Source organism: Cohnella sp. WQ 127256, assembly GCF_024519285.1.
Classification (GTDB): domain Bacteria; phylum Bacillota; class Bacilli; order Paenibacillales; family Paenibacillaceae; genus Cohnella.
The window spans coordinates 176,223-202,114 of sequence record NZ_JAMZCY010000011.1 but is presented as its reverse complement, the minus strand read 5'-3'; the positions used below and the strand labels follow the sequence as shown (position 1 = coordinate 202,114).

Sequence of the window (25,892 nt, the reverse complement as noted above, 5' to 3'; positions counted from 1 at the left end):
GGTTAAGGTGAATGTGATGAAAATCTTATTTGTTGGCGAATCGTGGGTCGTGCATATGATCCATACAAAGGGTTATGATAGCTTCACGTCTACGAAGTATGAGGAAGGCGCCACTTATTTACTTGAATGCTTGCGAAGCGGTGGCGTTGAGGTCGATTATATGCCCTCACATGAGGTGCAAATTCGTTTTCCTAAGAGGCTTGAGGATCTCAAAGTCTACGATGCGATTGTGTTAAGCGATATCGGAAGCAACACCTTCCTGCTTCAGAACGAAACATTTTACCAGATGAATATCGTCCCCAACCCACTTGAGTTGATCAAGCAGTTCGTAGCAGAAGGTGGCGGCTTCCTCATGATCGGAGGGTACTTATCCTTTACGGGAATCGATGCGAAGGCAAGGTATAAGATGACGCCAATCGGAGACATACTACCCGTTGAGCTTCTGGATTACGACGATCGGATTGAAGTTCCTCAAGGGGTTAGTCCGACAAGCGTGATCAATCAGCATCCGATCGTTGCAGGTTTGGGTACGGAATGGCCTAGATTTCTCGGGTACAATCGGTTTCAAGTCAAAGCGGGTGCAGAAGAAATTGTTAAAATTGATTCCGATCCTTTCCTCGTTGTTGGCAATTATAAGGAAGGGAAGACAGCCGCGTTCGCCAGTGATTGCTCTCCACATTGGGGGTCTCTTGAGTTTACGGGATGGGAAGGTTACCAGCAATTGTGGGTGAACTTGATCCGGCATATTTGTACGAAGTAATTGATTAGGTACAGATCTAACTCCTCGTTTGGAGGATGCTTCCTTTAGCAAGAAAAGTGATGGTTCAGCGGATTATTTCTGCATCATCACTTTTCAATATTTGGGCAATATACAAATGGTTACAGTGAAGAATACGGCTACTCAAAAAAACTGAAAAAACGTCTAAAAAATGCTTGCGCTCATTGTTCTATTCAGATATAATCATATTTGTCGTCTGAAACGGGAATCGTAAATCACGGTTATCGCAGACCGAGAATGGCCCCTTGGTCAAGCGGTTAAGACACCTCCCTTTCACGGAGGTAACAGGGGTTCGAATCCCCTAGGGGTCACCATTCGAGCCATTAGCTCAGTTGGTAGAGCACCTGACTTTTAATCAGGGTGTCGAAGGTTCGAGTCCTTCATGGCTCACCATTTTATTTACACCGTATGGCGTAAGCCAATCGGACGACGTTTTCTCAATGTGCGGTCGTGGTGGAACGGCAGACACGCTATCTTGAGGGGGTAGTGCCCATCGGGTGTGAGGGTTCAAATCCCTCCGACCGCACCATACCTCAAAATCACAAGAATCCCTACTTTGTAGGGATTCTTTTTTATTTTGTTTTAATTGACGTGGTAAGTAAAGTGTGTAATAAAGCTAACAATCCTCAATTAGTGAGTAAAAGTGAGTAAATCAAAAGAGTGAGGAGCTTCAGAACTCGATCGGCGCATTCGGACCAGGTACGCCGAAGAAGGGGACGCCTCACAAACAGGAAATTCATAAGGACATGTATTGGGTGTTCTATAACCTTTCAGACACAAAAGATCCAATGGCAGAAATTGAGGAAGAGATTATACTTAAATGGTGTGATGATGAACCCCAAAAAAGGTATGCGACAGCGGCCTCATTAATTATTCCCTATAGGGCCAATGGGGACATGAATACCTTTGAGTGGACGGCATTAGCCAAGCAATTTATTCTTCGTGCTCCAGATCCAAAAATGGTGGAAGCTCCGAGTTAGCGTTTCGCTCATATACAGCAATCTCATCGCATTATTTCCCCTCTAAGCCTGGGTTTCTGTTCTCTATTTCGCTTAGTAGCAATATTTCGTAAGCGGTTGCCCTGGTCCATACAGAAAAGCCTCCCAGGAGGGAGGCGAGTGATACTTGAAGGATAATCTATTCGAATTGGATGATCAGTAAATCCCAGAACTGGAGGATCGGCAATTGCACCAGTGCCGTACGGCCACGAACAGTAGTATCCATCCGATAATTCAGTTCCTTCGGCCGACCACCATCCACGTCAGGACTTGCCAATAGGATGGAGGAAATCTGCTGATCGACTGCAATTGTCACTAGTCGCCCCTCTACAGGCTCAGGAAGCTCCTTTCCCTCATTCCAATAGTCATCCTTCACCCCGGTCAGATTCACGAAATGAATCAGCTTACGTTGGGGATGCTCCTGAATGATCGTCCATACCTTGCCAGCTTCCCCATATGTGCTCGTTTCAAAGCTATGAAATTCATATTCGAGATTATCACCAGCAGTATGGGTCATGGATACATCTCTAAGCTTCCGATCTATTGTAATATGTCCATAACGTACACCGAAGTCGCAATAATCTCTTACAGTCCGTCTGAATGCAGTGCTGATTGTGGAATGATCAACATAATATCCTTGCGTTAATACCCCGCCATTCTCACCATGCAGCAAATGATAAGCCCCATGGGCAGTAACAACCGCGTTCAATAAGCGGAATGCATGCTGCGCCCCTTCAACACCTAGTGCGCCAGCTTCACGAAAGGGCTTAAGATAAGCCGCCAGAATAACATTTTTCCCTCCACTTAGATGCTTCGACCAACTGATGATTTCCCGTAAATGGGAATAACGCTCATAAGGCTTCCATACTTCCACGTAAATAGCATCCTGGCTCGCTCGAGCAACGGTATCAACGGGCCAGTTGCCCACATTGTTGAAAATCAGACAAACATCCTCTTTAACCTGTGATAGCTCTGATCTTGTTGCGTTGATCAGCAAGGGAAAATGCTCTTCGAGTCGCTCGAGCCGGGAAGCGCCATTTACGCTTGACCAACCGGTTTTCGGAAACCCATACGTATCCATATGAATGCCGTCGAAATCCAGCTTCTCAACGGCTTGTTTGTATTCGTTGATAATATGAAGACTCCAAGGACTATCCGGCGAAGTGTTCATGATGTTGAATATACCGATAAAATCAAATGGCTCATCTGCGCTCGTATACAGTCTCCAATCCGGATGCTGATCCGCGAAAGCTTTGCTGGCAGCATAAATCGCACCATAGGCAATCGCCTTCATGCCATACTCATGACAGTAGGCAATCTTCTCCTCCACAACCGTCCTGCTTACAGCTCGTCCCATGAGATCGATGTACTCCTCATCGTCACTGACCAGCTCATCATGTCGGTACATCCAATCATAGAACTGCACCATATTCAGATGCAGCTTAGCCATCCATTTCACGTCTTCATGATCGCCAGCTTCACTAGCATCGTAATCGCTCAGAAAGCCATACCGTGTCGCTTTCCGCCAATCAGATACGACATCGAAGGAAGAAGAGAGGCAATGAATAGATTGTTGATCTAAGAGGAGCTCGGCATCAACACCGTAACCTTTAAACGGTGTATTGAACGGTCCTACTGTTAACTGCAGTGTTTGTGAGCTCATCGAGCCGAGCTCGACGGTAAGCTCTTGCCTGTCTACTTCTGTAGCCAGCTCCCGGATCGTACAGCAAATCTGTATTCTTTGATCATATTCAGAATCATTCTGTAATTCAAAAGCAATCTTCACCATTTCGCCGCTGCGATATTGGGCTTTCAATGGATAGATGTCTTTGATTTGGCATGTCGTATCATTCAAGCCTATTCATCCTTTCAGTGCACCAGCCGTGATGCCTTTAATAAAGTATCTTTGGAAGAGCAGGAACGCAACGACCGCAGGGGCTAAGCCGATCAGAGCCGCAGCTGCCATGAGGTTCCATTGGGCGCCATAGGTTTGGAAGAACATCGACACGGCAAGCGGTACCGTTCTCATGTCTTGACCTTGCAGGAAGAATACCGCTTGCCCGTAATTGTTCCATATGCCAAGGCCCGCCAGAATAATGACGGCCGACGTAACCGGTCGGATGAAATGAAAGGTTACACGCCAGAATGCCGTGAAGTACGTACAACCGTCTATGACAGCAGATTCTTCTACCTCCTTCGGTAGAGCCCGGATAAAGCTCGAATACAGGAAAACCGAAAGAGGAAGTGAATTAGCTGCCGTCAATAGAATCATCGCCCAATGGGTATTCATTCCGTTGATGTCTTTCATCAACGTATAGAGGGGTACAGTAATAATGATAGCCGGAATCATCAGGCAGACTAGCAAAATATTGAAGATAGTGACATTGCCCTTATGTCGGAACCGGGCAATAGAATATCCAGCAGAGCTCGATACAAGAACGACAATAAGGATTGCACCCGCTGTAATAATTAACGAGTTGATCATTGCACGACCTAATTTGGATACTTTCCATGCTTCAGGGAAATTACCGAGATGAAAATCAGGAACAAGCAGTAATCCTCCGAATACGTTGCTAGATGGTGTGTTCATCGACAAATAGATAAGGACGTAGAACGGAATAATAGAGATGAGGACCATGAAGGTCGCAATGACGGCTTTTAGGACTACCGATATTCCTCGCATGGCGTTCTCCTTTTCATAGCTCATATTCGGACTTTCTCGTTAATCTGAGGAAGACGAACACGGGAATAATAATAATCAAAAATAGGATAAGCGCGACGGCAGTTGAATAACCGGTAAAGCTGCCATAGAGCATCCTTAAAATATAGATGCTGAGCGATTCCGTGCTGTATCCGGGACCACCATCGGTCAAAGCGACGATGATCTCGAACACGGATAGCGAGCCAATAATATTCGTAACGACATTGATTTTGATGGATGGATACAATAAGGGGAGCGTGATGTACCACAACGAGGAGCGCTTACCCGCTCCATCGATTGTGGCAGCTTCGTACAAATCAGGCGGAATGGATTGAAGACCAGCCAAGTATACGATCATCGTCATCCCTACATATTGCCAAACATTAACGAGTATGAGCACAACCAACGCAGATGAGCTTTCACCTAACCAATTCACATCAAGGTTGCCAAATCCAAGCTTTGTTAACACATGAGGTAGATAGCCGCGCCCAGGCTGCAGGATGAAGTACCAAATATATCCCATAATGAGCGGGCTAATAACGGCCGGCAAATAGACAATCGCACGGATGATCCCTCTGCCTGCCAGCTTGCGATCGAGAAAGAGCGCATATAGCAAGCCGAATAGGTTTAATAGAGGTGCACTTCCCAGAGCGAAATATACCGTAATCATCACATCGTTACGTGCCCGATCATCTTGGAAAAAATCGATAAAGTTTTGCAGACCAATGAAATTGGGCGTTGTAACGCCATTGGAATCCGTCAAGCTGATCCCGATTCCCTGTGTAAGTGGATAGAGGAAGAAGACACCAAACAGCAGAATTGCGGGAACAGCCATGAACAGGTGCAAATTCGCGCCAAGCTTATTGAATATGCGCATGGTTTCTCTCTCCTACATACTTCAGACTACTTATTCGTTGCATTCCAAGCTTTATCCCAGGCCGCTTTGTATTCCGTTGCAAACTCCGTTGAAGTATATTTGCCCGCCAACAGCTCCTGTACCATCCGACCTGAATCGTCGCCAGAGAAGCCAGACGGCGTATCCGTAAACGCGATGTTAACGCCAGACTGAAGTGCTGCTGCGGCCTGATCTTTCAATGGACCCCAATCTGCAGTTACATCCGTAAATGCGGGTGGAGATTTCAAAAATTCGCTGTACGATTTCAAGTTTTCCGGCTTGAATAGGAACGCTAGAAACTTCTTCGCTTCTTCCGGATGCTTAGATTCAGAAGTAATCGCATAGACGGAGTCTTCCGCCGAAAGTGCAACCGGTTTGGTACCTTCTACGATTGCAGGGAAAGGTGAGAAGCCGATATCGCCAGCAATAGCCGGATTCAGCTTGAGCAGGTCACCCAATACCCACATGCCTTGGCTAATGATCGCCGTTTGACCGTTCGCGAATGCTTCCTTCTGGTTGTCATACGTAGCCGTTAGCACATCTTTATTGATTAATTTTCCATTTTTTAGCTCTAGCAATCGTGCTGCGAAAGCTTCAATACCTTCACCAGGAACATCAAATTGCAGCTTATCCGCTTCATTGTTGATGAAAGCCTTACGTGCATCGGTAACTCCGTATTTCTGCTTGATCACACCATGGGCCATGAACTCGATGAGATGACCAAGTGTCCATGATTCCTTGCCTGCCAGAAACATAGGTGTAATATCAGGTTTCTTGTCCTTAATTACCTGCAGATTACTCTTGAATTCCTCCCAGGTATGCGCTTCCTTCAAACCTAGCTCGTCAAAAATTTTCTTGTTGTAAAAAATTCCTGCCATCGTTACATTCGTAGCTGCTCTGAACTGCTTCCCGGTTTTGATGTCTGTATTCAATTCCTTAATGGCCGGCAGCACTCGGGACCAGAAAGCTTCCCCGGACAAGTCTAAATATTTGCCTTGATCCACATAGTCTTGAGCATAGACGGTTGTAATGTCCGGCACATCACCCGAAGCGAACTTCACCTTAATGACATTGCTCGCATCCTTCTGATATTCTTGCTCGACCTTAATATTCGGATTTTCCGACTCGAATGCCTTGATCATCTCGTTAATTAGTTCTACTGTCTCTACCTTGCCTGTGAAAAATTTCAGAGTTACCTTTTCTTGCTTAGCACTTGCAGACGGTTCAGCCGCTGCACTAGGTGACGCACTCGGAGATGTATTCGATGTCGAAGAATTCGATGAGGATTCTGAATCGTTATTACTCCCGCAAGCCGCTAATACCCCGATCATTAATGATAAACATAGCAACAAGGACCATCTCTTAAGTACCATTTTGTTTCCTCCCCCAAAGGCGTAGTATTTGTTTACATCTTCACCATACAGGCTGAAGAACCTATTCCGAAACACCTGAAAATAACGATCAGAGTGCGGATTTATCGAATGTGATTTACAGTTACCCCAAACTAGCCTATATATTAAATAAGAACAAAGAGAGTACCTACAGTAAAAAGAGGGGGCCAACGACGATGTTCCGCATTCAACTGAAGGGATACCGTGAATGGAGCATCAAGCGTAAGCTCCTAACGATGACGGGACTATTGCTGCTCGGCTCTGTTTTTATGGAATCGTACCTCTCCTATACCCAATACACACGAGATTTCGAGAAGCAATCCTCTGATAAGGTACAGCAAATTATTGAACAGGTTTCTCTCAATATCGATACCTACTTAGATGATTTATATCGTTTAACTCTCTTTCCCTATCGGAATGACGCGGTCATGTCCGCTCTTGAGGAGCCTGCTCCAGCAACGGAATTGGCTCAATTGGAAAGAAGGAGGCTGATTGAGAACTTTCTCGACGAAATCATGATCTACCCACGGCAAGACATTCTGCGTGTATCTATCATGACAGATCAAATCTATTCTAGCGCACGTCTTCCTACCAGTCTTGTTCCGGATGACAACGTAGAGTCCTATGACTGGTATAAGCAAGCATTGTCCACTCAAGAATATATTTTCGTGCCGACTCACTTACAGCCTTCTAACAAGGGGAACGTCCCTGTATTTTCTATCGTTAAACAGTTTCGAAGTATTAGCAATACACAGAACATTCTTGGAGTGATTAAAGCGGATGCTAATTACAACGGGATCGTGGATATTATCGGTAAGGCTGAGATGGGTCAGGATGGAGGTCTGTTCATCCTCGATGACAATCACAACTTCATCTATTCTTCTAACGATGAATTCAAAGCGACTATCTTATCCAAGAGTGATACCACAAGCTTGATCCAAAAAGGCTATATGATGAATACGACAGCGATCCCTCAAGTAAAATGGACAATCATTGCTCTAAGCTCAGTGTCGGAGATGAACCAGAAAGCGATCAAAACACGGAATACTGCCTTCTTGTTTGCCATCGGCAGCGCTTTATTCGCCATTCTAGTCCTTATTCTGCTCATCCGTCATTTTCTCAAGCCGCTACTATCTATCGTGAAGCTCATGAAGGAAGTAGAGTTGGGTCGTCTCGATGTCACCTTCCAGAGCAATCGCAAAGACGAGATCGGCTATCTCGGGGCTGCCTTTAACCGCTTAGTTGGGAAGATTGGTGAGATGCTGAGCCAGAACACCGTTCTCGTGAAAGAGGTGTATGAATCAAAGCTATTGCAGCAGGAGGCTCAGATCAATACACTATTCAACCAAATTCGCCCTCATTTTATTTTTAACACACTGAATTTGATAAGCTTGTCCATGCAGTCGGGCAAACAGGACAAGGCCATCGAGCATATTAACCAATTAAGCAGTATTCTGAGGAGCATGACCCTATGGGACAAAGAGATGCCTCTGCATAAAGAAATCGAACTGCTTCATGCGTACCTCGGCATTCAGAGTAGTCGGTACGAAGGACGGTTGTCTTATAGAATCAATATAGATTGTTCTCTGAACGAGCTCTTAGTTCCTGCTCTGCTGCTGCAGCCTATTGTGGAGAATGCTGTACTGCATGGCTGTGAACGTAAGAAGGAAAAAACAACGATCACGATTATTTCTCGATTATCGCCTGGCTTGCTGGAAATTGAAGTTCATGATGATGGATTAGGGATGGACCACGAAACACTTCTGAAGCTTCAAAATAAAGTTGATCAGCTGGAGGAAACGGTTAACCCCAATCCTTCTCATACCGGTATTGGTCTTGTTAATGTAAACAAACGAATTAAAGTCAAATACGGCGAGCGATACGGAATTAGAATAGAAAGCCAGTGGCAGCAAGGAACGACAGCTACCTTGTCATTACCCTACCCTAGAATGGAGGTGGACAGCCCTGTATAAGCTACTGATTGTGGACGACGAGCCGTTGACTCGACAATATATGAGAACGAATTTAACGTTGCTGCATGACCAATGGGAGTGCGCTGGAGAAGCAGCAGATGGTCAAGAAGCACTGGATCTGCTGGATCGCGGACAATCGTTCGATCTGATCATGACAGATATTAAGATGCCCGTCATGAGTGGACTAGAGCTAGCGTGCGAGGTAGCAAAGCGGAAGTTAAATATGAGAATGGTCATCATTTCGGGCTACGACGAGTTTTCACTAGCCAAGGAAGCGATGAAATATGGCGTTCATGATTATTTATTGAAGCCTCTCGTGAAGGAGGAGCTGATCGCCATGCTCGACAACATGTGTAAACATGTTGAAGCAGACCGTGCTGCTCAATTAGCGTATAAAGCGATGGTCTCTCTCTCAGTGGAAACGAAGGAGCAAGTCGCTAAGAACTTCCTCCGTGCACTGGTCTCCGAGAACAATATTGAAATTAAAGAGCTATATCCGATTTTATTCCGTTTGAAGATTAGCTTGATCGAAGGTGAAGGCGTCATTATGCTTGTAGATTTAGATGATGCTCAGCTTCTTCAACGGAATATCTCTCCCAGCGATATCACGCTATTCCGCTATATCGTCCATCAGACGGCGATAGAGCTTGTCATCCCGATACTTGGGGCAATCGTTTTTTTTGATAGTGAGCAGCAGACAACGATACTGGTTACGGGTGATGATGCTGCAGATGTGCTGAGCCGCTGTCAGCATTTGTTCGCTCAGCTCTCGAAGATCATTCTGAACATGACAGGAATCGCGATTTGGGGCGCGGTTGGATCATATGAAATTGACGTTCTGCAATTGAACTCATCCTATCAAAGAGCCAGTCGGATCATTAAAGATCGTCTATTTGTCTGTGAGCCTACCTTATTTTTTGATCATTCATATGACTCTAGCTTCACATCTCTGATTTGCAAATTGGACCATACCATCGCAACCTTGCCCGCCACCTTCGCGGATTCACATCATCTTAATCTCACTGCTGTACTTAAGGCAATCGTCGAATTGATGTATACGGAGACACCTGACCAGAGAAAAGTCATCCAATTGGGCACTTATATACTGAAACGATTATTAGCGCTTATGGAAGCATTCGGACAGCAAACACTACACCAAGCACTGGAAATTCTGAGACAGAATACAGACTCCGCCACCTTTACTTCGGAAGAGGTTGTTCGTCTTTATCTCCTTATGCTTCAACCGTTCCTCCTATCCATCAATCCGCCATCAGCTGCCAATAGTGAACACGAGATCGTAACCAAGGCCAAAAACTATATATACGCCCATTTTGCTGAGCCGCTAAGTCTTGCTCTCATCGCAGATCAATCTGGAGTAACGCCAGGTTATTTAAGCAGTCTATTTCATCAGAATGTGAATGAATCTTACATTAAGTTCCTAACTCGGGTACGCATGGAGCACGCCGCGAAGCTTCTCCAAGCTAAGCCTCCCGAGAAAGTATATGATGTATCAGAAAAAGTCGGATACGTAAGCGTTAAGCACTTCTCTTATGTATTTAAGCAGCATTACGGCATACCACCAGGAGAATATCAGGAAAGAGCGCTTAATTGATCAATAACAGTAGGTTTGTCGGAATTGTTCGAAGCAATGGTTTGGAATACCAGCAACTGAATAATAGCTTGAGTTTTTTTCTTTGTGAAAGGTAAGCGGCAATAAAATCACCGTCCCGTTTAGAGGATAGGTATATCTTGGTTGAATCTAATTTGGCAACGAAGAGGTCTATCTCAAAGTTAGTATTTAAACGTGGTGCAAAGTGGTTTCATACGATAAAACACAAGCGGAGAAATTCGGAAACAGAAGGAAAATGTATCACCCGAAACCCCGCATTGAAGCAAGGTTTCGGACATTATAGGAAACATGAGGAGAGTCAGTCCCCCCTTGGGGGGGAGTGCTCAATGGGTGTGAGGGTTCAAATCCCTCCGACCGCACCATACCTCACAAACCTCGGAACCCTTACATATCAGACAACCATCAGCAAGGTGGAGACAGTACAAACGTTATCGAGAAAACGGACAGTTTGCGCAACAATTAACTCTCAGCGTCTACGGAGATCGGAATCTTGATGAAGCCTACTCCCATTGAATTCACACCGGTTTTGGGATTCGTATCGGAACCTATAGTAACCATAACGATGGAGGTTTCCGATGGTAAAATTGCTTTTCGATCAGAAACTAAATCAATCAATATCGTTCCAGTTCCTCCTCCTGAGGGGTTTCCTGGATAACCTAAACCAACGTCAACTCTATATCTCCATTCTTCAATACCATTAAAATTAGAAGCATTTGGACTTAGAAATGGTTTTTCATTCTCAGGGTAACTACTTATAATATTGGAGATATACCATTTCTTCGGGATGTAAATCGTCAGACCAGCGAAATCTTTTGGATCAATCTCATATGACGCAACAATTCGCATGCGCTCAGGCATTCCTTTGTCGCCCCATACAAAGATAGATCCTTTTACCGATGAGTTTTGATGTGCAGTAGTGGACTTAACGTTGAATTCCTTAGTGACCACAACACCATCATTGACTACTGTGTAATCAGAAGGCTTCTCGTGAAAATAGTAGCGTTGCACGATCAAGACAGTCACTGCAACTAAAACAGCAACCAAGATGTATTTAGCAAACGGCTTCAGATTAATTCCCCCCAGTAAAATGTTACATTTTTACCACTTCTATTATATCAGGAATAATGCTTTAATCTGGAGGTAAATATCGGCCGTCTATATAGATTGCAAGCGAAAGAAACTCTCAAGCGAGTATGCAAGAGGGTTCCTGATAAATCCAATCAGAATTGCTTCGTCACCGCTAATATAATGTTGATAAGCACACCTACATGCATAATATCGAAAATGATCACAACACGACGGATGAGCACACGGGTTGCGTTATCAACACTTGTACCTTTGTCATGAGCAGCCTTGACCTGCTTACCAATACGTCCCATTCGGGGTCCGATGATTAGGAAGAAGGTAAGCAGGATAAGTAAGAAGATGTATTGCTTAATCTCCACTCATGACCAAGATTATTATTACTGAAGTTAAGAAGAACGCTGCCGTACATAACATAAGCTTGATCATGGGTATCTCTAATTCCGTCCCCTTCGCCCTCTTAACACCACCGACAATGAAGAACCGCTCATACATTGCTCCGCCCAACCAACAACAAACAATCTCTTCGATGAACCCTTCAATAATATTGAGTAGGGGCTGGGGCTGTATGGGTTAATGAACAGGCGTGTTTATAATAACTGTTGACAATAAGTTGTAATGAATCTAACATAAAATCATACACGATATATTATAATGAATAGAATGCCGGCAGGAGATATTGTTGGTTATCTTTGTGAGGTTGAAAGGAGGTGCAGGAAATGAGGATCGATGCGCATCAGCATTATTGGAAGCTGTCCCGCGACGACTATGGATGGCTTACGCCAGAGCTGCCTATGCTTTATCGAGATTTTATGCCCAGTGATCTAACAGAACAGTTGCAGAAGCATGGAATTAATAAAACCATCGTTGTTCAAGCAACACCAACCCTTGAGGAGACAGAGTTTCTACTAAGTCTTTGTGACCAACATGATACTTTAGCAGGTGTAGTAGGATGGCTGGATTTTGAAGCGACTACTTTTAAAGATACATTCATCGCATTGCGTGAAAATCCTTATTTCATTGGTATGCGTTTGATGTTACAGGACATCGATGCGTCCGCGTATTTGCTTCGTCCTATAGTAATCGAAAATTTGAAGTTTTTAACGAAGCATGATTTCCCTGTTGACCTCCTCATCAAAGAAAGCCAGTTGCCTACGATCGTGAAACTGCTGGAACTAATCCCTGATTTGAAGGCAGTCATAGATCATATCGGCAAACCGCAAATTGCAAAGCAAGAGAAGGCACCGTGGGAGAAGCTGATATCTAAGGTTGCGGCATATCCGAATGTATACTGTAAGTTATCGGGTATGGCAACAGAAGCGGATTTTTCTATTTGGAACGAATCAGATTTTAGTTTTTATATTAACCATGTCATCGAATCCTTCGGTAAGAAAAGAGTAATGTTTGGTAGTGATTGGCCTGTTTGTTTATTAGCTGCTAGCTACTCACAGGTGATTGATATATTACTTATTAATCTGCCTGAAACAGTAACGGATAATGAAGTTGACGATATTTTTGGCTTTAATGCGAGTCGATTTTACAATTTGAAAATATCACATCATACATGATATATTCGTGGGGAGGAGTGTGAAGTTTTTATGAGTAGTAAAGTAATCCGCATTAATTTGACGGAAGAAATATATCGAATTGTGAAAGAAGATATTATATCGCATAAATTACCATCCGGAGAAAAAATTAATATTGATCAATTAGCACGCTCTTTAGAAGTAAGCAATATTCCCATTCGCGAAGCGCTTTCCAGATTACAATCCGAAGGATATTTGAAAATGGTTCCCTTTAAAGGGATGTTTGTGAATCTGATGAGTCTTCAAGAGTTGAACGAATTATTTGAAATTAGATTACATCTCGAATCTCTTGCTGTAGAAAAGGCTGCGCTGAAAATACCAGATGAAGAACTCTCGAATCTTAGTAAAAACCTGATTTCCCTTCATTCGGATCATTCATCAAGCGCTAGTGATGGACTGGAAACGATAGTAGAAATGAATGCTTCCATTCATGGCACCATCCTTCAGTATTGTGACAATATCAGCTTGAAAAACTTAGTTAAAGGCTACATTGAGCAGATTCAAAGATACTTAACGTTCATTAAACTGAACCTTGATGTAGATAACAGAGAAGTCGAATGGTCAGAGCATAATGCGATTTTACAGCAATTAATTCAAAGAGATGCTAAGGGTGCTTCTGCAGCCATGTCTATACACATTAGCAATTCCCAAAAAAGGACCAACATCCATTTCATGAATGCGGGAGGATAAGGTATGCAATTACAAGGAAAAGTGGCGATTGTTACGGGCGGGGGCTCTGGTATTGGCGAAGCTACAGCCAAACTCTTTGCGAGTCTTGGCGCCAATGTCGTTATTGCCGACTGGAACGAAGCTGAGGCAAACCGTGTTGCTAACGAAATTAATAGGATGCAACCGGCAAATGGTGGCGCTTACGCTGCGAAAGCAGATGTCTCCTCGGAGCAACAAGTTAAACATTTAGTGCAGCAGACGATCACTACCTATGGATTCATAGATATTTTATTCAATAATGCTGCTGTCGTCTTACCCAAAGAATTGGAAGATATAACAGAATTAGAATGGACGCGCACCATAGATATTAACTTGAAAAGTGTTTATTTGATGATTAAGTATTGCATACCTGAGATTAGAAAAAATCGTGGTAACATCGTGAATATGGCTTCGTTAAACGGTTTACTAGGTCAGCGGCAAAATCCTGTCTATTCGGCGACGAAAGGAGCGATTATAGCAATGACTAAGGCATTGGCGCTTGATTACGCGAAGGATGGCGTGCGCGTGAATTGCATCTGTCCCGCGGGTGTCATGACTCCGTTATTAGAAGATTGGATTGGGCAGCAACCAAACCCGACCGAAACGATTCAAGTTTTGGTAGATATGCATCCATTGGGAAGATGTGCGTCAACTGAAGAGATTGCAAGAGCAGTCGTGTATCTGGCGAGTGATTCGTCCGTTTTTATTACTGGAGTTGCACTTCCTGTTGATGGCGGCGCGTCGTTAGGCTACTGAAAACAGTCCATATTTTAAAGTTGATAGTAGCTAAGGTTGAACGTAACCTATGTCTATAATCATACACGATATATTATATTTTATATTCTAAAGGAGGAAATGAAATGAAAATAACAAAAGTTGAAAGTTTTATCCTGCACGTCCCTTTAAATCCACCGATTACGGATGCAATCAACTCTCCTACACACTGGGGATTACCTGGTGTGAGGATTTTTACAGATGAAGGTATTGTCGGCTATGGATATACGGGTACATGTGCGCATGGCGATAAGTTAATCACAGATACGATTGATGGGTATTATGCACCCATTCTTGTAGGCAAAGATCCGTTTATGGTGAAGGAAATATGGGATGAGCTGCGTTTTGGCAAAATGCATTGGATCGGTCGCGCAGGAATTACTCATATGGCGCTTGCAGCTGTTGATATCGCGTTGTGGGATATTATGTCGAAAGCATCGAATAAGCCGCTTTGGCAATATCTTGGTGGACACAAATCGAAAGGAATTAAAGCTTACAATACGAATGGCGGTTGGTTGAACTGGTCACAAGAAAGATTACTTAAGGACATTAGCTCCTATGTAGAGGAAGGCTTTACAGGTGTGAAAATGAAAGTCGGCAAGCCGAATACAAGAGAAGACTATGACCGCGTTAAAGCGGTAAGAGAAGTCATAGGTGAAGATATTATCCTAATGATAGATGTCAATCAGCAATGGAATATTAACACGGCCATGACTTGGGGGAAAAAGCTAGAGGAGTTCGATTTGTTCTGGTTGGAGGAGCCGTTGAACCCTGACGATATTATGGGGCACAAGAAATTGGCGGATGAATTAAACGTACCTATTGCGCTAGGGGAGCATGTATATAATAAGTATGCATTCCGCGATTATATTCACGCTGGAGCAGTAGAGTATGTGCAAGTAGACTGCACTCGCGTTGGAGGAATTACGGAATGGCTTCAAGTTGCAGGTCTTGCGGCCGCTTATGATTTGCCAGTTGTTCCGCATGTCGGAGATATGGGGCAAATTCACCAGCATCTTGTGGGTGCAACGCAAAATGCGATTATGCTAGAATACATTCCTTGGATTCGTGATATATTCGTTGAACCCGCAACGGTGAAAAATGGATTCTATGTCCTACCACAAATGCCGGGCGCTTCAACAGAGGTGATTCCGCAGTATTTTGATAAGTATCGTGTTCAATAATTGATCGGCTAGAACAGAAGATGGACAAACAGAATTGGTAGCAATTCCAATTAGGTTTGTCCACTTTTAAATTTGATTCAGTGAGGGATGACAATGAAAAGATACGGATGGACCATTAAGGTGAAACGGGATAAACTAGCCGAATACAAAGCATTACACGCGGCAGTATGGCCTGAAACCGTGAGGGTTATCTTTTTAGTTACTTGGAGTACACGGGACGAGACTTCGAGATAGATTTGGCTAAGATGGCAGCTGATCCTAATTGGCAGGGCTCCAACCTGAACGTGCTTGCCATCCTTGAAGCCCCTAGCATTCGTGAAGTTTGTGAAGCTTGATCTGTTGAACGTGGATTCCTTGTGGAGCGACAACATCTTTGATTTGTCCGCCTCCCGACCGAAAACCGTCAGTGTTCAAAAGAACAGTCTATCAAAAAATCTAACGCTCGTAGAGTTCAGGGAGCTGCTCACTGTACAAAGCTTGTATACCTACGCTTAACATGGATGTAAAGGAATGAGCAAATATTAGAGGTTGAAAGCATGTGTCAAATCAAAGATCAGCAAATGTTATACAATAAGTTAATCATATTTAATAAAGGAGAAGCTCATTTGTGTGAAAATTTAAGCATTAGGACTTTCATTGGAACACATAGTCAGGACTGGGAAGACGCGGCGATGTTTCAGCATGCAAACCTGGAGCTCACGATGATTTTGGAGGGAAGGGGACTCTTCCGATGGGGAAGTGAGGAGCACACGGTTGAGACTGGGCAGGTTGTGCTAATCCCTGCCAATATCCCGCATTCGTTTCATGCGGTAACTCCAATTCGGTTCGGCGTCCTCTTAATGGAGGGCTTGCCTCCAGAGCCACAGGCAATGTTTGATTGTCTTATACCGGAATCGCATCCCAAGGTCATTACGTTATCCCGTATGGACCAAGAGCAGTTCGAGCTCCTCTTTCATCAATGGATGAGAATGGCTTCATCGAATTTGAAGGACCCACAGAAAAGCTACTCGGCATGGATTCAAGTCATCCTATTATTTTTGTACGAGCATTTCCAGACGGGGCGCATGGCACTTTCCGTCACTCATGTGGCGGACTATATTCGCAAGCATTTACGGGAAAGCCTTCTAATCTCAGATTTGGCGGAGCGGGCGGCATTATCTGAAGAAGGATTTCGCAAACGGTTTTACGGTGTATATGGCATGACGCCCAAGCAATATCAGCAAAATTGCAGGTTGTCAGAGGCAAAGTGGCTGCTGAGCTCAACGAATAAAGATATTCAGACGATCGCGGAATCGATCGGATTTGTACAACAACACTCTTTTTCTTCATGGTTTAAAAAGCTAGAATGCTATTCTCCTAGCGAATGGAGAAAGCAGCAGCGTCTCTTCCACGATTAACAGATTAACGGAAAGTACGGTTTTGCGTAAATTTCAGAAGCTTTTCACTAAAGACTCAACGATGTTCTCTCGATATGATTAGTCTGTTAACAAACGCTAATCAATATAAGGGAGGAAATGAACAAGATGGGATATCAAATGGGACAAAGCATCTTGGAAATGGGAAGTAAATATTTGACGAAGTTGCGTGATTCGAACGATATTATAAATGACTTCGAATCGCTTGCAGCTCGCCTGCAAGAAGATGGCTATTTGTTGCTAAGAGGCTTTCATGACCGGGAGCTTGTGCTTAAGGCAAGAAATGAGTTTTTGACCCAGCTACAGAAAATGGGAAGGCTTGATCCGAATGAGTCGTCCGAACAGGGTGTCATTGGGAACGGGAATAAATCAGCGATGTGGAATAAAGGAGCAGAAGATTTGAGCACGGATTTCCCTCGTTTCTTGGAAGTGGTCAACAATCCCGCGGTTATGTCATTTTTTGATCAATTGCTTGATGGCCCAGCGATGACCTACGATTTCAAATGGCCGCGGGCGATTGCCAAAGGAGGCAATACGGGGGCTCATTATGATATTGTATACATGGGACGAGGAACGAAAAATGTGTATACGATGTGGACACCCTTCGATGACATTTCGTTGGAAAAGGGGACGTTAGCGATGTGCCTCGGATCACAGCATTTCGATAAGATGAAACAGACGTACGGCGAAATGGATGTAGACCGCGACAACGTTGCGACTGGGTGGTTTTCCGAGGATCCGATCGAGATTGTGGATACGTTCGGTGGGCAATGGGCTACAACTGAGTTCAATGCTGGGGATGTCATTATTTTCGGCATGTATATGATGCACGCTTCGCTAAATAATACGACCAATGAATACAGGATTAGCTCGGATACTCGTTATCAACTTGCTTCTGAGCCTGTCGACGAAAGATGGGTTGGTAAGAAGCCGAAAGGGCATTATGCATGGGGGAAAACGAAGGAGAAGTCGGTTGCGCAAGCGCGCAAAGAATGGGGCATATGACAACGATGAATAGAGGGGGTTCCTATATGTGGATTAAGTCGCTTTGGGGCATGGAAGGGTCATTGGAGGAACAGTTTGAACGCATTCATCTAGCTGGTTATCAAGGAATTGAAACTGGTTTGCCGGCCCATGAGGATACGAATCGTTTTAAAGAGCTTCTTTACAAGCATGAAATGATATATATACCTCTTATTGGTACATCTGGTAGCGATCATATATCTTCATTCCGTCATCAAGCGGAGCGGGCTGCACAATTCAAGCCATTGCTAATTAACTGTCACAGCGCTAAGGATTCAATGCCTTTCAAGGAGCAAGTTCTCTTTTTCGAGAATGCGGTCGAGTTCGAATCGGAGCTGGGAGTCGCGGTCGGTCACGAGACGCACCGCGGTCGAGCGCTGTTCAACCCGTGGGTTACATCCTCCATTCTACGGGAAGTTCCAGATTTGAAGCTGACTGCTGATCTCAGTCATTGGTGCTGCGTATGTGAGTCGCTATTAGAGGATCAATCCGAGCATTTGGCTCAAGTTTTTGAACGAACGATATATATACACGGACGTGTCGGTTATGCGCAGGGGCCGCAGGTCCCGCACCCTGGTGCGCCCGAATATGCTCTGGAACTCAGTAGCCACCTATCTTGGTGGAGGCAAATCTATCAGATTCATTCGGCACGCGGCCAACAATCCGTTCCTTTTTGTCCCGAATATGGACCACCGGGTTACATGCACACACTCCCTTTTACGAACATGCCGGTTTCCGATGCTTGGGACGTATGCCGATGGATGATTGAGTATATGAAGAAAGACATTCTGAGCTGAGTATTAAATAGAAGAGCGTTCATGCGGACATCCAATTCGTAGGCAAGGGAAGCTTAATGGAATGAGCAAGCCGATCGTTTATGTATCGGATTGTGCTTTCCAGACACAGCTTCCTTTTTTGGTTTGGCAAGGGGCGTTCGGGACATTTAATGCTTACTTTGATGTCGCCATATTCCCGACACAATGGGAGGTTATATTATGTGTGTAGCAGCTGCACATCATAACGAAGAAGCATAAACACTCTAGGAGGAATTTAATATGAAGAAAAAATTAACAATCGCTGCACTTGTACTCGCTGTATCTGCTGTCGGAGGATCTGCATATGCCGCCAGCGACATCGAAGGTGGTAAAACCATTAAGTCCATAAAATCCAGTATAGCTAATATCTCAGCAACCCTTTCTACGACGAATTCGTCAAAAGCAATCAGTAAAGAGGAAGCAGCAAAATTAGATGACAGCACGAACTTCGCTAAAATGGCTAAAGAAAAAGGCATTACGCTAGAGGAGTTGTTCACTCAGCTTGAAAAGGAAGGTAAGGTGACGAAAACGATTGCTTCAACTGAATCTGGACAAGCTACGAGTACTACCGAGTCAACGATAGCTAGCACAATAACGACAAGCACTCCATCCAGTGAAGCTGTCAGCATAGAAAAAATGGCGAAAGAACAAGGCATCACGGCAGACGAACTGATCGCTCAGCTTAAAGAAGAAGGAAAGCTTATGAAAGCTGAAAAAACAACAAAGTCCTCACAAGCAGAAAAAAGCAATAAATAACCTATAGGGCTCAGCTAGAGCTGTCACAAAAGTAAACTTCTACTCGGGAGAGCTTTTGGGACAGCTCTCTCGTTCATGAGAATAGATATTGGTTAGAATAATACTGTGGTATGGGGTTACGGAAGGATGATGATTTCCTTGAAGCGAGTATTGTTAGTTGAAGATGAGCTACCGATCGCAATTCTACTTCAAGCGTATTTGGAAAAAGAAAATTATGAAGTGAAGTGGAATTCGGGTGAGGGCGAAAGCGATGTGATGGGGCAGTTTCTTAGTTGGAAACCCGATCTCGTATTGTTAGATCTAATGCTTCCGAATGATCAGAACGGAATGGATATTTTGCATCAAATTAGGCGACTCGGAAGCTGTCCCGTCATTATTCTTACGGCACGCGGCACTGTACCAGACCGTCTTCAAGGATTTGATCATGGGGCGGATGACTATATTGCCAAGCCATTTGATCCCCAAGAAGTCATGGCCCGCATTCAAGCAGTACTTCGCCGATCCGTCTACATGATAGATTCAAATATTGTAAGGATAGGCAGCTTGGTTATTGACGCAAGCACTCGGACGGTTAAAGTCGGAACTGAGCACATTTCTTTGCTTCCCCGCGACTATCAGCTGCTTGAATTTCTTGTGGAGCATCCCAATCAATTATTTGAACGCGACCATCTACTTAATGAGGTGTGGGGAATCGACTTTGAAGGTGGTGATCGTTCTGTAGATACCTCTATTAAACGGCTTCGTAAAAGTCTTCAGCATTGGCCTACAATCGAGGGTGAAATCGAAACGATTAGAGGAATGGGGTACAGTTTACGTGTTTACTAAGTCGGTTTCCTTGGTGCGGTATTGGACATGGCGTTATGTGATGATTCTTCTTATTATGCTTACGTGTATTGGATTGTTCGGCATGTATTGGATTCGAATGAGCACGGAGGAGCAGCAGTTTCAGCTACTTGAGGCGAGGTCTGCAATGATGAGCGATTCATTTAGTAAAATTGATGAGCTCTTGCAAATAAAGTCTACCATTTCAACCTCACCTTCAAATCCTTTAGAAAAAACGCCAACAGCCCCCGAGACGCCAGAAAATATCCCATTACAAGAATCTGTCCCTTCTATCCCCTCAGAGCTCGTCCCATCGATTCCAGATGGTTATCAATTTCAAATTTTTAATATTTCAGGCGAGAAGATTTATTTTTTCAGCAATGCTCACGTAGATACAGGAACTTACATCGAATCACCGCCCCGACAAAACGAAGTTCTATCTGGTAAAAAAATTCGCGAGCAGGTCGAAACTCAGTCAGGAAAGTGGCTGCGCGTTGGTGTGCCTTTTTATAAGAATAACCTCATTTCAGGAACACTCTACATGACAGCTCAATTAAATGAGGGGCGTTTGCCTCAAATATATGGGCTCATTGTGCTTGCGTTCGGTCTTATTTCCCTTTGTGGCTGGGCAGTTGTTTTCGTGCTGTCTCGCTCTCTCACAAGACCGCTCATTCAACTGGCTAGTGCTGCCAAGCAAGTTTTTTCAGGCAATTACCAGCCGTACTTGCCTGATCCGGGCCTTGTCAAAGAAGCTGAGATTAGCGGACTGATTCAATCTTTTCACGAAATGACAGAACGTCTAAACCAACTTGAACGTATGCGTACTGATCTACTCGCGGGAGTTTCTCATGAGCTGCGTACGCCGGTAACCTCAATCCGTGGTATGCTCCAGGCGATTCAGGAAGGTGTAGTCACAGGCAACAAAGCTAACGAGTTTATGAATATTGGTTTAAATGAGGCAAAGCGAATGCAAGAAATGGTGAATGACCTGCTTAATTTCTCTTCAATGGAGTCAGGTGAGACTCACACTGAAAAGTCTCAGGTCTTGCTCGGGCCGTTATTAGAGGAAATTATTCAGCAGTTTCATACCATTCCAGAATATAAGTCTGTTCAAGTGGAGTTTGATGTGCAACATTCCGATTTGGTATGTATGTGTGATCGATCGCATTTGAAGCAAATTTTTCTTAACTTGCTAAGCAATAGTGCAGTAGCCGCCGCCACACATATCAAGATTAATGCAAGAACGAATCAATCGTTGATCACCATCGATTTTTCTGACAATGGCAATGGGATTGCTTCTGCGGAGGCTCCATTTATTTTCGAACGCTATTACAGAGGAAACAGTCGCCGTAAGAAAAAGCAAGGACTCGGTCTCGGGTTGCCTATCTGTCGCTTACTGACTCAAGCAAATGGAGGAACAATCGAACTGCAGCAAACGGCATCGACAGGTACCGTATTTCGGATTACATTTCCTAATAAGTAACTTATTTTTGAACGCAAGAGAAGAGTGAAATAAGACTGCGGGAATTGTGATCGTCGTGCAAGCCTTATAAGTGGAGGCTCTCGTTACCATTGGCGCTGCGAGATAACCTCCCCTTATGTTTACCTATTAGCGTAGCCCTCCTCTTCAGACGAGCTCGGTAAGAATTTCGGTGATAATGTCCTCGTAGTCCGCATTCTCAAATGAGAACAGCTCTTCCTTTTTCCTCCTTGCTTTCGGATGAAGCTCATCAATGGATTGCCATAGGAATACCTTCTTCATTTTCTGCTCAATCTTCTCTCTGTCCCCACCCTGACTAACGTATTTATTGATGATTTCGTAGTCGCGGATCCCCTTCTGAAGTAGCTTGTACCTCAATGTGAGCAAGGGCTTGCCATCCTTTCCTGGATAAACAAAATTCGTATCCCCCGCTGGATAGAGCGGATAGTGATAGGAAATTTTATGGAGGGGATCATTCGGCCACACCGTATAATTCCATCTCAAGAAGCCATCCATATTCATATAGTAGGCTAACCAAGGAATAAGTCTGCTTTCTAGCAAATGCGAGGAGATGAAGGTATTAGGAAAATCAGGTCCACAGCAGACATAGTAGGTCATTTTTCCCGAAATCTCACTCTTCAAACGGCTTATCTTCTCAAATTCATCGGCGACACAATGAAGGAATGGCACATAATCCAGTATGCCTTCGATTTTTTGCTCGATGAAGGCGGCATGATTGATGGCAGCTTTATATTTGAAGGAAGGCGCCATCTTCTTAAGCTCGTTAAGACGGTCTGTGAAGATTTCGATATCTGAGGGCTCGTCTGCAATCACTCTGACTTTGTCAATCCATCCCTTATGAATGAAGTTCTGCTCTAAAGCATGAACGTATGACTCCAGATCCTTCTTATGTTTCATATACTTGTAGGTATGACTACTCTCATCCCAATATCTGATTCGAACGGCGTCGTTGTAATCCTGAATGACTCCGCCGAAGCCAACATCTTCAAGCACCCAAATGTTGATCAATCCGAACACTTCGATTTCTTGAGTGATCCCATGCTTCATGCCTAATTCTACATAACGATTCAAGGCATCAAAGTCAAAGGACCAATCTCCATTGTTCAACAGCCTCGTTTGTACCATGTTATATTCAAACATGTTTGCAGGATCAATTCGATCATAGGAGGAGAATTGCCCTGACCAGGGAATTTCGGAAGCAATAACGGTTAGAGCCTTTTGTCCCAAATCAGCCAAAGAGGAAACATAGTTTTCAATAATATCGAAGTGCTCATCGCTCCATAGCGCAACATCGTATTTCCTAGCGATATTAGAATTATGTTGCCATAAATCAAGGTTAAACGTATAATCGCTCGCATCGCTTAATGTTGTATTGAGTACCTTAATCTCGAAGGTTAACTCTCTAATTCGTACCTCGTCCTCGAACATTCGATGGCCAAGCACATTGATCTGCGCGGTATAGATACCAGGCTCAACATCTTTATCTAGTTCGACTTCAATCCACACGGGCTGAGTTCTTCTGCCTTCAACGTAGATGAAGGGCTGTCGCAATAGAATATCAGACTTTAATTGCCGATCGTCATCCTCAACTAGGCCAATCAGATTTGCATGAATGCTCCCTTTCTTCAGACCAGGCACGATAACCTCTACGCGTACGATATCGATAGGGCCTCTTTCATAGAAGGTAGCATCCTCGTTCACGCATACCAGCATCTCGTGTTCGGAATAGACGAGCAGTTGAGCGGCAGCTCTGTCATTTTTCCCGCAAACAAGAGTTATCTGCTTCTTCTCATCAAATGGCAATGTGAATTTGTTAAATACACCATGGACGTACTTATAGCTTTCATTCTCTAAGCCCACCGAGATATTCATGGCTACCCCTCCAACGGATTCATGTTATTATCAATTGAATTATAGATCGCTCAGAGGTTAAACCATATGTATATTCTCCTTATATATATGGATATTTCACGTATTTATCGAAGCTTATGCTAGAATGTTTGCAGGAGGGCGAATGAGATGAAATTTTCTAGTATGTTTCGGATTCCGGACGATGATGACAATGGGAGCAAAGATTTAAGTAGATATCTTCTCGTAAACTCCGCTGGATTTTATGAGTTCGAATCCTATTATAGAATGTCACATCGGAAAGAGGGGCGTAAGGACTTTTACCTTGCGTATAATTACTCAGGGCCAATGACGGTGCGCAGCAAAGGGCGAGATTATATTTTACAGCCTGGAAGCGTCTTCCTCTATCGTCCACTTGAAGAACAGTACTACGGTCACCATGACGAACAGAAATTTCTTTCGTATTGGGTGCATTTTACCGGTTATGGTGCAGAGGAGCTCCTTCTGAATGCCATGCTTTCTGAAGATCGAATCGTGTATACGGGCGTTCATAAGGAAATAGCTAATCTATTCGAAAATATAATGGATGAATTGCGCGACAAGAAAGCCGGATTCGAGCTTGCTTCCGCCTCGCAGCTATCTTATTTGTGTTCTATGATCTCAAGACTGATTCACCAGGGCACGGATAGTCATGCCACAAAAAGCAGGACAGAGATTTATGATTCTATCAAGTACATACACGATCACTATGATCAGGAAATTTACGTGAAGAAGCTAGCTGATATCGCCCACCTTAGTACAGACAGGTATACAACCTTGTTCAAGAGGATAACAGATACGACTCCGCTCCAGTATTTGAACACATTCCGATTGCAGAAAGCATGTGAGCTGATGAAGCATACCCACTTGAATATCCAGCAGATCTCAAGCCTTGTAGGCTTTGAAGATCAGCTATACTTCAGTAGAATGTTCAAAAAGGCTTATCGTATGACCCCTACAGAATTCTTAGATAGGATAGAGTAATGAACGGAATTTAACGATACTGCGGGGAACCAAATATCACTTACGAAGACCACTCCAGGACAATTGACGTATTTCTGTTGCAGTCCTACCGGTAGACTGCTTGAGCAACCTCGCAAAGTGGTGGGAAGTCTTAAACCCGCAGCGGTATGCGATTTCTGAAATGGTCAGCCCGGTACTTGTAAGAAGCTCTACAGCTCGATTGACCCGATATTCCCACAGATAATGGATGGGAGTCGATTGGATGTTCGTTTTGAATAACCGGAGGAGATGTTCGCTCGAAAGTCTTGTCTGCTTGGCAAGCCTTTCGAGCGTGATTTCTTCGGGGTAATGTTCATGGATCCAAGACAAAGCGGTATATACGGCAGGGTGCTTCTCCTTCTGGAGAAGTACCCTTTCCGATTCTCTAGGGTACAGATGAAGAGCGGCAAGACCTAGGCTACGAATGGCGGCATCGTCATAGGGGACGTTGCGCTGAACGATTAACATGAGGTCGGTTAGGCGATTCAGTTCCTCCGTTAGGATAAGGCACTCGGGTAATTTGTATAAAGAATCCCGCGTTTTATCGGAAAGGCTGTTGAGATGGATAGCTATCCATCTGTGCCACGTTTCTTCGGTTTTGGAGAAGGTAAAGGTTTCTTCGTGGCCGGGCTTTAGTAGCATCAGGTGACCGGGTAATAATTGTACATGTCTGCCATCGATGGCAACGTTTAATTCTCCCGTATAAAGCATGACAAGTTGAATGTCTTGTTGAATTCGAGGGCCGAACCGCCCTCCAGGAGGGTAGACGATAGAGCCGGCTACAGCATATTGCAGGGAATCGAAAGGAAAGTTTAAAAGAGTCTGGGACATAAGCATTCATTCCTCCTATCTAAATTGTATTCGTCAGATAGATAAATATCAATTATAGATACAATGATGCAGATTATAGCCATTGCTGAGCAAGTATGCGAGAAGTATTCTTTAGGTATAGCGTAAATCATTAGTGACT

General features: G+C 44.0%; 25 protein-coding genes and 3 tRNA genes. 20 read left to right on the top strand and 8 right to left on the bottom strand.

Going from position 1 to position 25,892, the window contains the following annotated elements; translation table 11 throughout:
* Positions 1-16 precede the first annotated feature (16 nt).
* The 5 genes from M1K58_RS26965 (at position 17) to M1K58_RS26945 (ending at position 1,758) form a co-directional block, all read left to right on the top strand.
* Positions 17-760, top strand: coding sequence for a glutamine amidotransferase (locus tag M1K58_RS26965; protein ID WP_256762077.1), 744 nt, complete (start codon positions 17-19; stop codon positions 758-760).
* A 257-nt stretch (positions 761-1,017) separates the two neighbouring features.
* A tRNA-Glu gene (locus M1K58_RS26960) sits at positions 1,018-1,092 on the top strand.
* A gap of 3 nt (positions 1,093-1,095) precedes the next feature.
* Positions 1,096-1,171, top strand: a tRNA-Lys gene (locus M1K58_RS26955).
* Between the two features lie 51 nt (positions 1,172-1,222).
* A tRNA-Leu gene (locus tag M1K58_RS26950) sits at positions 1,223-1,307 on the top strand.
* Positions 1,308-1,524: 217 nt separating this feature from the next.
* The gene (locus M1K58_RS26945; RefSeq protein ID WP_256761996.1) at positions 1,525-1,758 is read left to right on the top strand and encodes a hypothetical protein; all 234 of its coding nucleotides are present in this window, start codon (positions 1,525-1,527) and stop codon (positions 1,756-1,758) included.
* Positions 1,759-1,915: 157 nt separating this feature from the next.
* Here M1K58_RS26945 and M1K58_RS26940 read toward each other — a convergent pair whose 3' ends face one another.
* Genes M1K58_RS26940 through M1K58_RS26925 form a run of 4 tightly spaced genes read right to left on the bottom strand, consistent with a single transcriptional unit; the run spans position 1,916 to position 6,745 of the window.
* Positions 1,916-3,631 (bottom strand): glycoside hydrolase family 66 protein, encoded by a 1,716-nt coding sequence (locus tag M1K58_RS26940; RefSeq protein ID WP_256761995.1) that lies wholly within the window; start codon positions 3,629-3,631, stop codon positions 1,916-1,918.
* Positions 3,632-3,637: 6 nt separating this feature from the next.
* A complete protein-coding gene (locus M1K58_RS26935; protein WP_256761994.1) occupies positions 3,638-4,483 on the bottom strand; it encodes a carbohydrate ABC transporter permease in 846 nt (281 codons plus the stop codon).
* Positions 4,473-5,354: a carbohydrate ABC transporter permease gene (locus M1K58_RS26930; RefSeq protein ID WP_256761993.1), complete on the bottom strand. Its 882-nt coding sequence runs from the start codon at positions 5,352-5,354 to the stop codon at positions 4,473-4,475. The genes M1K58_RS26935 and M1K58_RS26930 overlap by 11 nt, the downstream gene beginning before the upstream one ends.
* Before the next feature lie 26 nt (positions 5,355-5,380).
* Complete coding sequence (locus tag M1K58_RS26925) at positions 5,381-6,745, bottom strand: ABC transporter substrate-binding protein (protein WP_256761992.1); 1,365 nt, start codon at positions 6,743-6,745, stop codon at positions 5,381-5,383.
* A 194-nt stretch (positions 6,746-6,939) separates the two neighbouring features.
* Here M1K58_RS26925 and M1K58_RS26920 point away from each other — a divergent pair, with 194 nt between their 5' ends.
* Both M1K58_RS26920 and M1K58_RS26915 read left to right on the top strand, forming a co-directional pair.
* Positions 6,940-8,736, top strand: coding sequence for a cache domain-containing sensor histidine kinase (locus M1K58_RS26920; RefSeq protein WP_256761991.1), 1,797 nt, complete (start codon positions 6,940-6,942; stop codon positions 8,734-8,736).
* A gap of 10 nt (positions 8,737-8,746) precedes the next feature.
* Positions 8,747-10,348 carry a response regulator gene (locus M1K58_RS26915; RefSeq protein ID WP_256761990.1) on the top strand — a complete coding sequence of 534 codons (1,602 nt, stop codon included), beginning with the start codon at positions 8,747-8,749 and terminating at the stop codon, positions 10,346-10,348.
* Positions 10,349-10,825: 477 nt separating this feature from the next.
* Here M1K58_RS26915 and M1K58_RS26910 read toward each other — a convergent pair whose 3' ends face one another.
* Together M1K58_RS26910 and M1K58_RS26905 are read right to left on the bottom strand one after the other, a co-directional pair.
* Positions 10,826-11,380, bottom strand: a complete 555-nt coding sequence (locus M1K58_RS26910; RefSeq protein WP_256761989.1) for a hypothetical protein — start codon at positions 11,378-11,380, stop codon at positions 10,826-10,828.
* 206 nt (positions 11,381-11,586) lie between these two features.
* Complete coding sequence (locus M1K58_RS26905) at positions 11,587-11,811, bottom strand: hypothetical protein (protein ID WP_256761988.1); 225 nt, start codon at positions 11,809-11,811, stop codon at positions 11,587-11,589.
* Positions 11,812-12,168: 357 nt separating this feature from the next.
* Here M1K58_RS26905 and M1K58_RS26900 point away from each other — a divergent pair, with 357 nt between their 5' ends.
* The 12 genes from M1K58_RS26900 (at position 12,169) to M1K58_RS26855 (ending at position 22,015) form a co-directional block, all read left to right on the top strand.
* Positions 12,169-13,017, top strand: coding sequence for an amidohydrolase family protein (locus M1K58_RS26900; protein WP_256761987.1), 849 nt, complete (start codon positions 12,169-12,171; stop codon positions 13,015-13,017).
* A 30-nt stretch (positions 13,018-13,047) separates the two neighbouring features.
* On the top strand, positions 13,048-13,725 hold the full coding sequence (locus M1K58_RS26895) for a GntR family transcriptional regulator (RefSeq protein WP_256761986.1): 678 nt from the start codon (positions 13,048-13,050) through the stop codon (positions 13,723-13,725).
* 3 nt (positions 13,726-13,728) lie between these two features.
* Positions 13,729-14,499, top strand: coding sequence for an SDR family NAD(P)-dependent oxidoreductase (locus tag M1K58_RS26890; RefSeq protein ID WP_256761985.1), 771 nt, complete (start codon positions 13,729-13,731; stop codon positions 14,497-14,499).
* Positions 14,500-14,603: 104 nt separating this feature from the next.
* Complete coding sequence (locus M1K58_RS26885; protein ID WP_256761984.1) at positions 14,604-15,701, top strand: mandelate racemase/muconate lactonizing enzyme family protein; 1,098 nt, start codon at positions 14,604-14,606, stop codon at positions 15,699-15,701.
* 87 nt (positions 15,702-15,788) lie between these two features.
* Positions 15,789-15,935, top strand: coding sequence for an L-rhamnose mutarotase (locus tag M1K58_RS29775; RefSeq protein WP_372339213.1), 147 nt, complete (start codon positions 15,789-15,791; stop codon positions 15,933-15,935).
* An 81-nt stretch (positions 15,936-16,016) separates the two neighbouring features.
* Entirely contained in the window at positions 16,017-16,196 is a 180-nt protein-coding gene (locus M1K58_RS29770; protein WP_372339212.1) for a glycoside hydrolase family 2 protein, read from the top strand.
* A 176-nt stretch (positions 16,197-16,372) separates the two neighbouring features.
* The gene (locus M1K58_RS26880; RefSeq protein WP_256761982.1) at positions 16,373-17,098 is read left to right on the top strand and encodes a helix-turn-helix domain-containing protein; all 726 of its coding nucleotides are present in this window, start codon (positions 16,373-16,375) and stop codon (positions 17,096-17,098) included.
* A gap of 126 nt (positions 17,099-17,224) precedes the next feature.
* Complete coding sequence (locus tag M1K58_RS26875; protein WP_256761981.1) at positions 17,225-18,121, top strand: phytanoyl-CoA dioxygenase family protein; 897 nt, start codon at positions 17,225-17,227, stop codon at positions 18,119-18,121.
* Positions 18,122-18,147: 26 nt separating this feature from the next.
* Positions 18,148-18,936, top strand: a complete 789-nt coding sequence (locus M1K58_RS26870; protein WP_256761980.1) for a sugar phosphate isomerase/epimerase family protein — start codon at positions 18,148-18,150, stop codon at positions 18,934-18,936.
* A gap of 258 nt (positions 18,937-19,194) precedes the next feature.
* Entirely contained in the window at positions 19,195-19,710 is a 516-nt protein-coding gene (locus M1K58_RS26865) for a hypothetical protein (protein WP_256761979.1), read from the top strand.
* A gap of 138 nt (positions 19,711-19,848) precedes the next feature.
* Complete coding sequence (locus tag M1K58_RS26860; protein WP_256762076.1) at positions 19,849-20,535, top strand: response regulator transcription factor; 687 nt, start codon at positions 19,849-19,851, stop codon at positions 20,533-20,535.
* A 145-nt stretch (positions 20,536-20,680) separates the two neighbouring features.
* Positions 20,681-22,015 carry a sensor histidine kinase gene (locus M1K58_RS26855; protein WP_256761978.1) on the top strand — a complete coding sequence of 445 codons (1,335 nt, stop codon included), beginning with the start codon at positions 20,681-20,683 and terminating at the stop codon, positions 22,013-22,015.
* 144 nt (positions 22,016-22,159) lie between these two features.
* Here the strand turns inward: M1K58_RS26855 and M1K58_RS26850 are convergent, their stop codons facing one another.
* Positions 22,160-23,905, bottom strand: coding sequence for a DUF4091 domain-containing protein (locus M1K58_RS26850; RefSeq protein ID WP_256761977.1), 1,746 nt, complete (start codon positions 23,903-23,905; stop codon positions 22,160-22,162).
* 147 nt (positions 23,906-24,052) lie between these two features.
* Between M1K58_RS26850 and M1K58_RS26845 the strand changes: the two genes are divergently transcribed.
* Positions 24,053-24,904, top strand: coding sequence for an AraC family transcriptional regulator (locus tag M1K58_RS26845; RefSeq protein WP_256761976.1), 852 nt, complete (start codon positions 24,053-24,055; stop codon positions 24,902-24,904).
* Between the two features lie 36 nt (positions 24,905-24,940).
* Here M1K58_RS26845 and M1K58_RS26840 read toward each other — a convergent pair whose 3' ends face one another.
* Positions 24,941-25,753, bottom strand: coding sequence for a helix-turn-helix domain-containing protein (locus tag M1K58_RS26840; RefSeq protein WP_256761975.1), 813 nt, complete (start codon positions 25,751-25,753; stop codon positions 24,941-24,943).
* Positions 25,754-25,892: the final 139 nt, after the last annotated feature.

Coding starts and splice junctions, on each gene's coding strand:
- M1K58_RS26965 (WP_256762077.1), top strand. CDS start 17: ATGAAAATCTTATTTGTTGGCGAATCGTGGGTCGTGCATATGATCCAT.
- M1K58_RS26945 (WP_256761996.1), top strand. CDS start 1,525: ATGTATTGGGTGTTCTATAACCTTTCAGACACAAAAGATCCAATGGCA.
- M1K58_RS26935 (WP_256761994.1), bottom strand. CDS start 4,483: ATGAGCTATGAAAAGGAGAACGCCATGCGAGGAATATCGGTAGTCCTA.
- M1K58_RS26930 (WP_256761993.1), bottom strand. CDS start 5,354: ATGCGCATATTCAATAAGCTTGGCGCGAATTTGCACCTGTTCATGGCT.
- M1K58_RS26925 (WP_256761992.1), bottom strand. CDS start 6,745: ATGGTACTTAAGAGATGGTCCTTGTTGCTATGTTTATCATTAATGATC.
- M1K58_RS26920 (WP_256761991.1), top strand. CDS start 6,940: ATGTTCCGCATTCAACTGAAGGGATACCGTGAATGGAGCATCAAGCGT.
- M1K58_RS26900 (WP_256761987.1), top strand. CDS start 12,169: ATGAGGATCGATGCGCATCAGCATTATTGGAAGCTGTCCCGCGACGAC.
- M1K58_RS26895 (WP_256761986.1), top strand. CDS start 13,048: ATGAGTAGTAAAGTAATCCGCATTAATTTGACGGAAGAAATATATCGA.
- M1K58_RS26890 (WP_256761985.1), top strand. CDS start 13,729: ATGCAATTACAAGGAAAAGTGGCGATTGTTACGGGCGGGGGCTCTGGT.
- M1K58_RS26885 (WP_256761984.1), top strand. CDS start 14,604: ATGAAAATAACAAAAGTTGAAAGTTTTATCCTGCACGTCCCTTTAAAT.
- M1K58_RS29775 (WP_372339213.1), top strand. CDS start 15,789: ATGACAATGAAAAGATACGGATGGACCATTAAGGTGAAACGGGATAAA.
- M1K58_RS26880 (WP_256761982.1), top strand. CDS start 16,373: ATGTTTCAGCATGCAAACCTGGAGCTCACGATGATTTTGGAGGGAAGG.
- M1K58_RS26875 (WP_256761981.1), top strand. CDS start 17,225: ATGGGATATCAAATGGGACAAAGCATCTTGGAAATGGGAAGTAAATAT.
- M1K58_RS26870 (WP_256761980.1), top strand. CDS start 18,148: ATGTGGATTAAGTCGCTTTGGGGCATGGAAGGGTCATTGGAGGAACAG.
- M1K58_RS26865 (WP_256761979.1), top strand. CDS start 19,195: ATGAAGAAAAAATTAACAATCGCTGCACTTGTACTCGCTGTATCTGCT.
- M1K58_RS26855 (WP_256761978.1), top strand. CDS start 20,681: ATGATGAGCGATTCATTTAGTAAAATTGATGAGCTCTTGCAAATAAAG.
- M1K58_RS26850 (WP_256761977.1), bottom strand. CDS start 23,905: ATGAATATCTCGGTGGGCTTAGAGAATGAAAGCTATAAGTACGTCCAT.
- M1K58_RS26845 (WP_256761976.1), top strand. CDS start 24,053: ATGAAATTTTCTAGTATGTTTCGGATTCCGGACGATGATGACAATGGG.
- M1K58_RS26840 (WP_256761975.1), bottom strand. CDS start 25,753: ATGTCCCAGACTCTTTTAAACTTTCCTTTCGATTCCCTGCAATATGCT.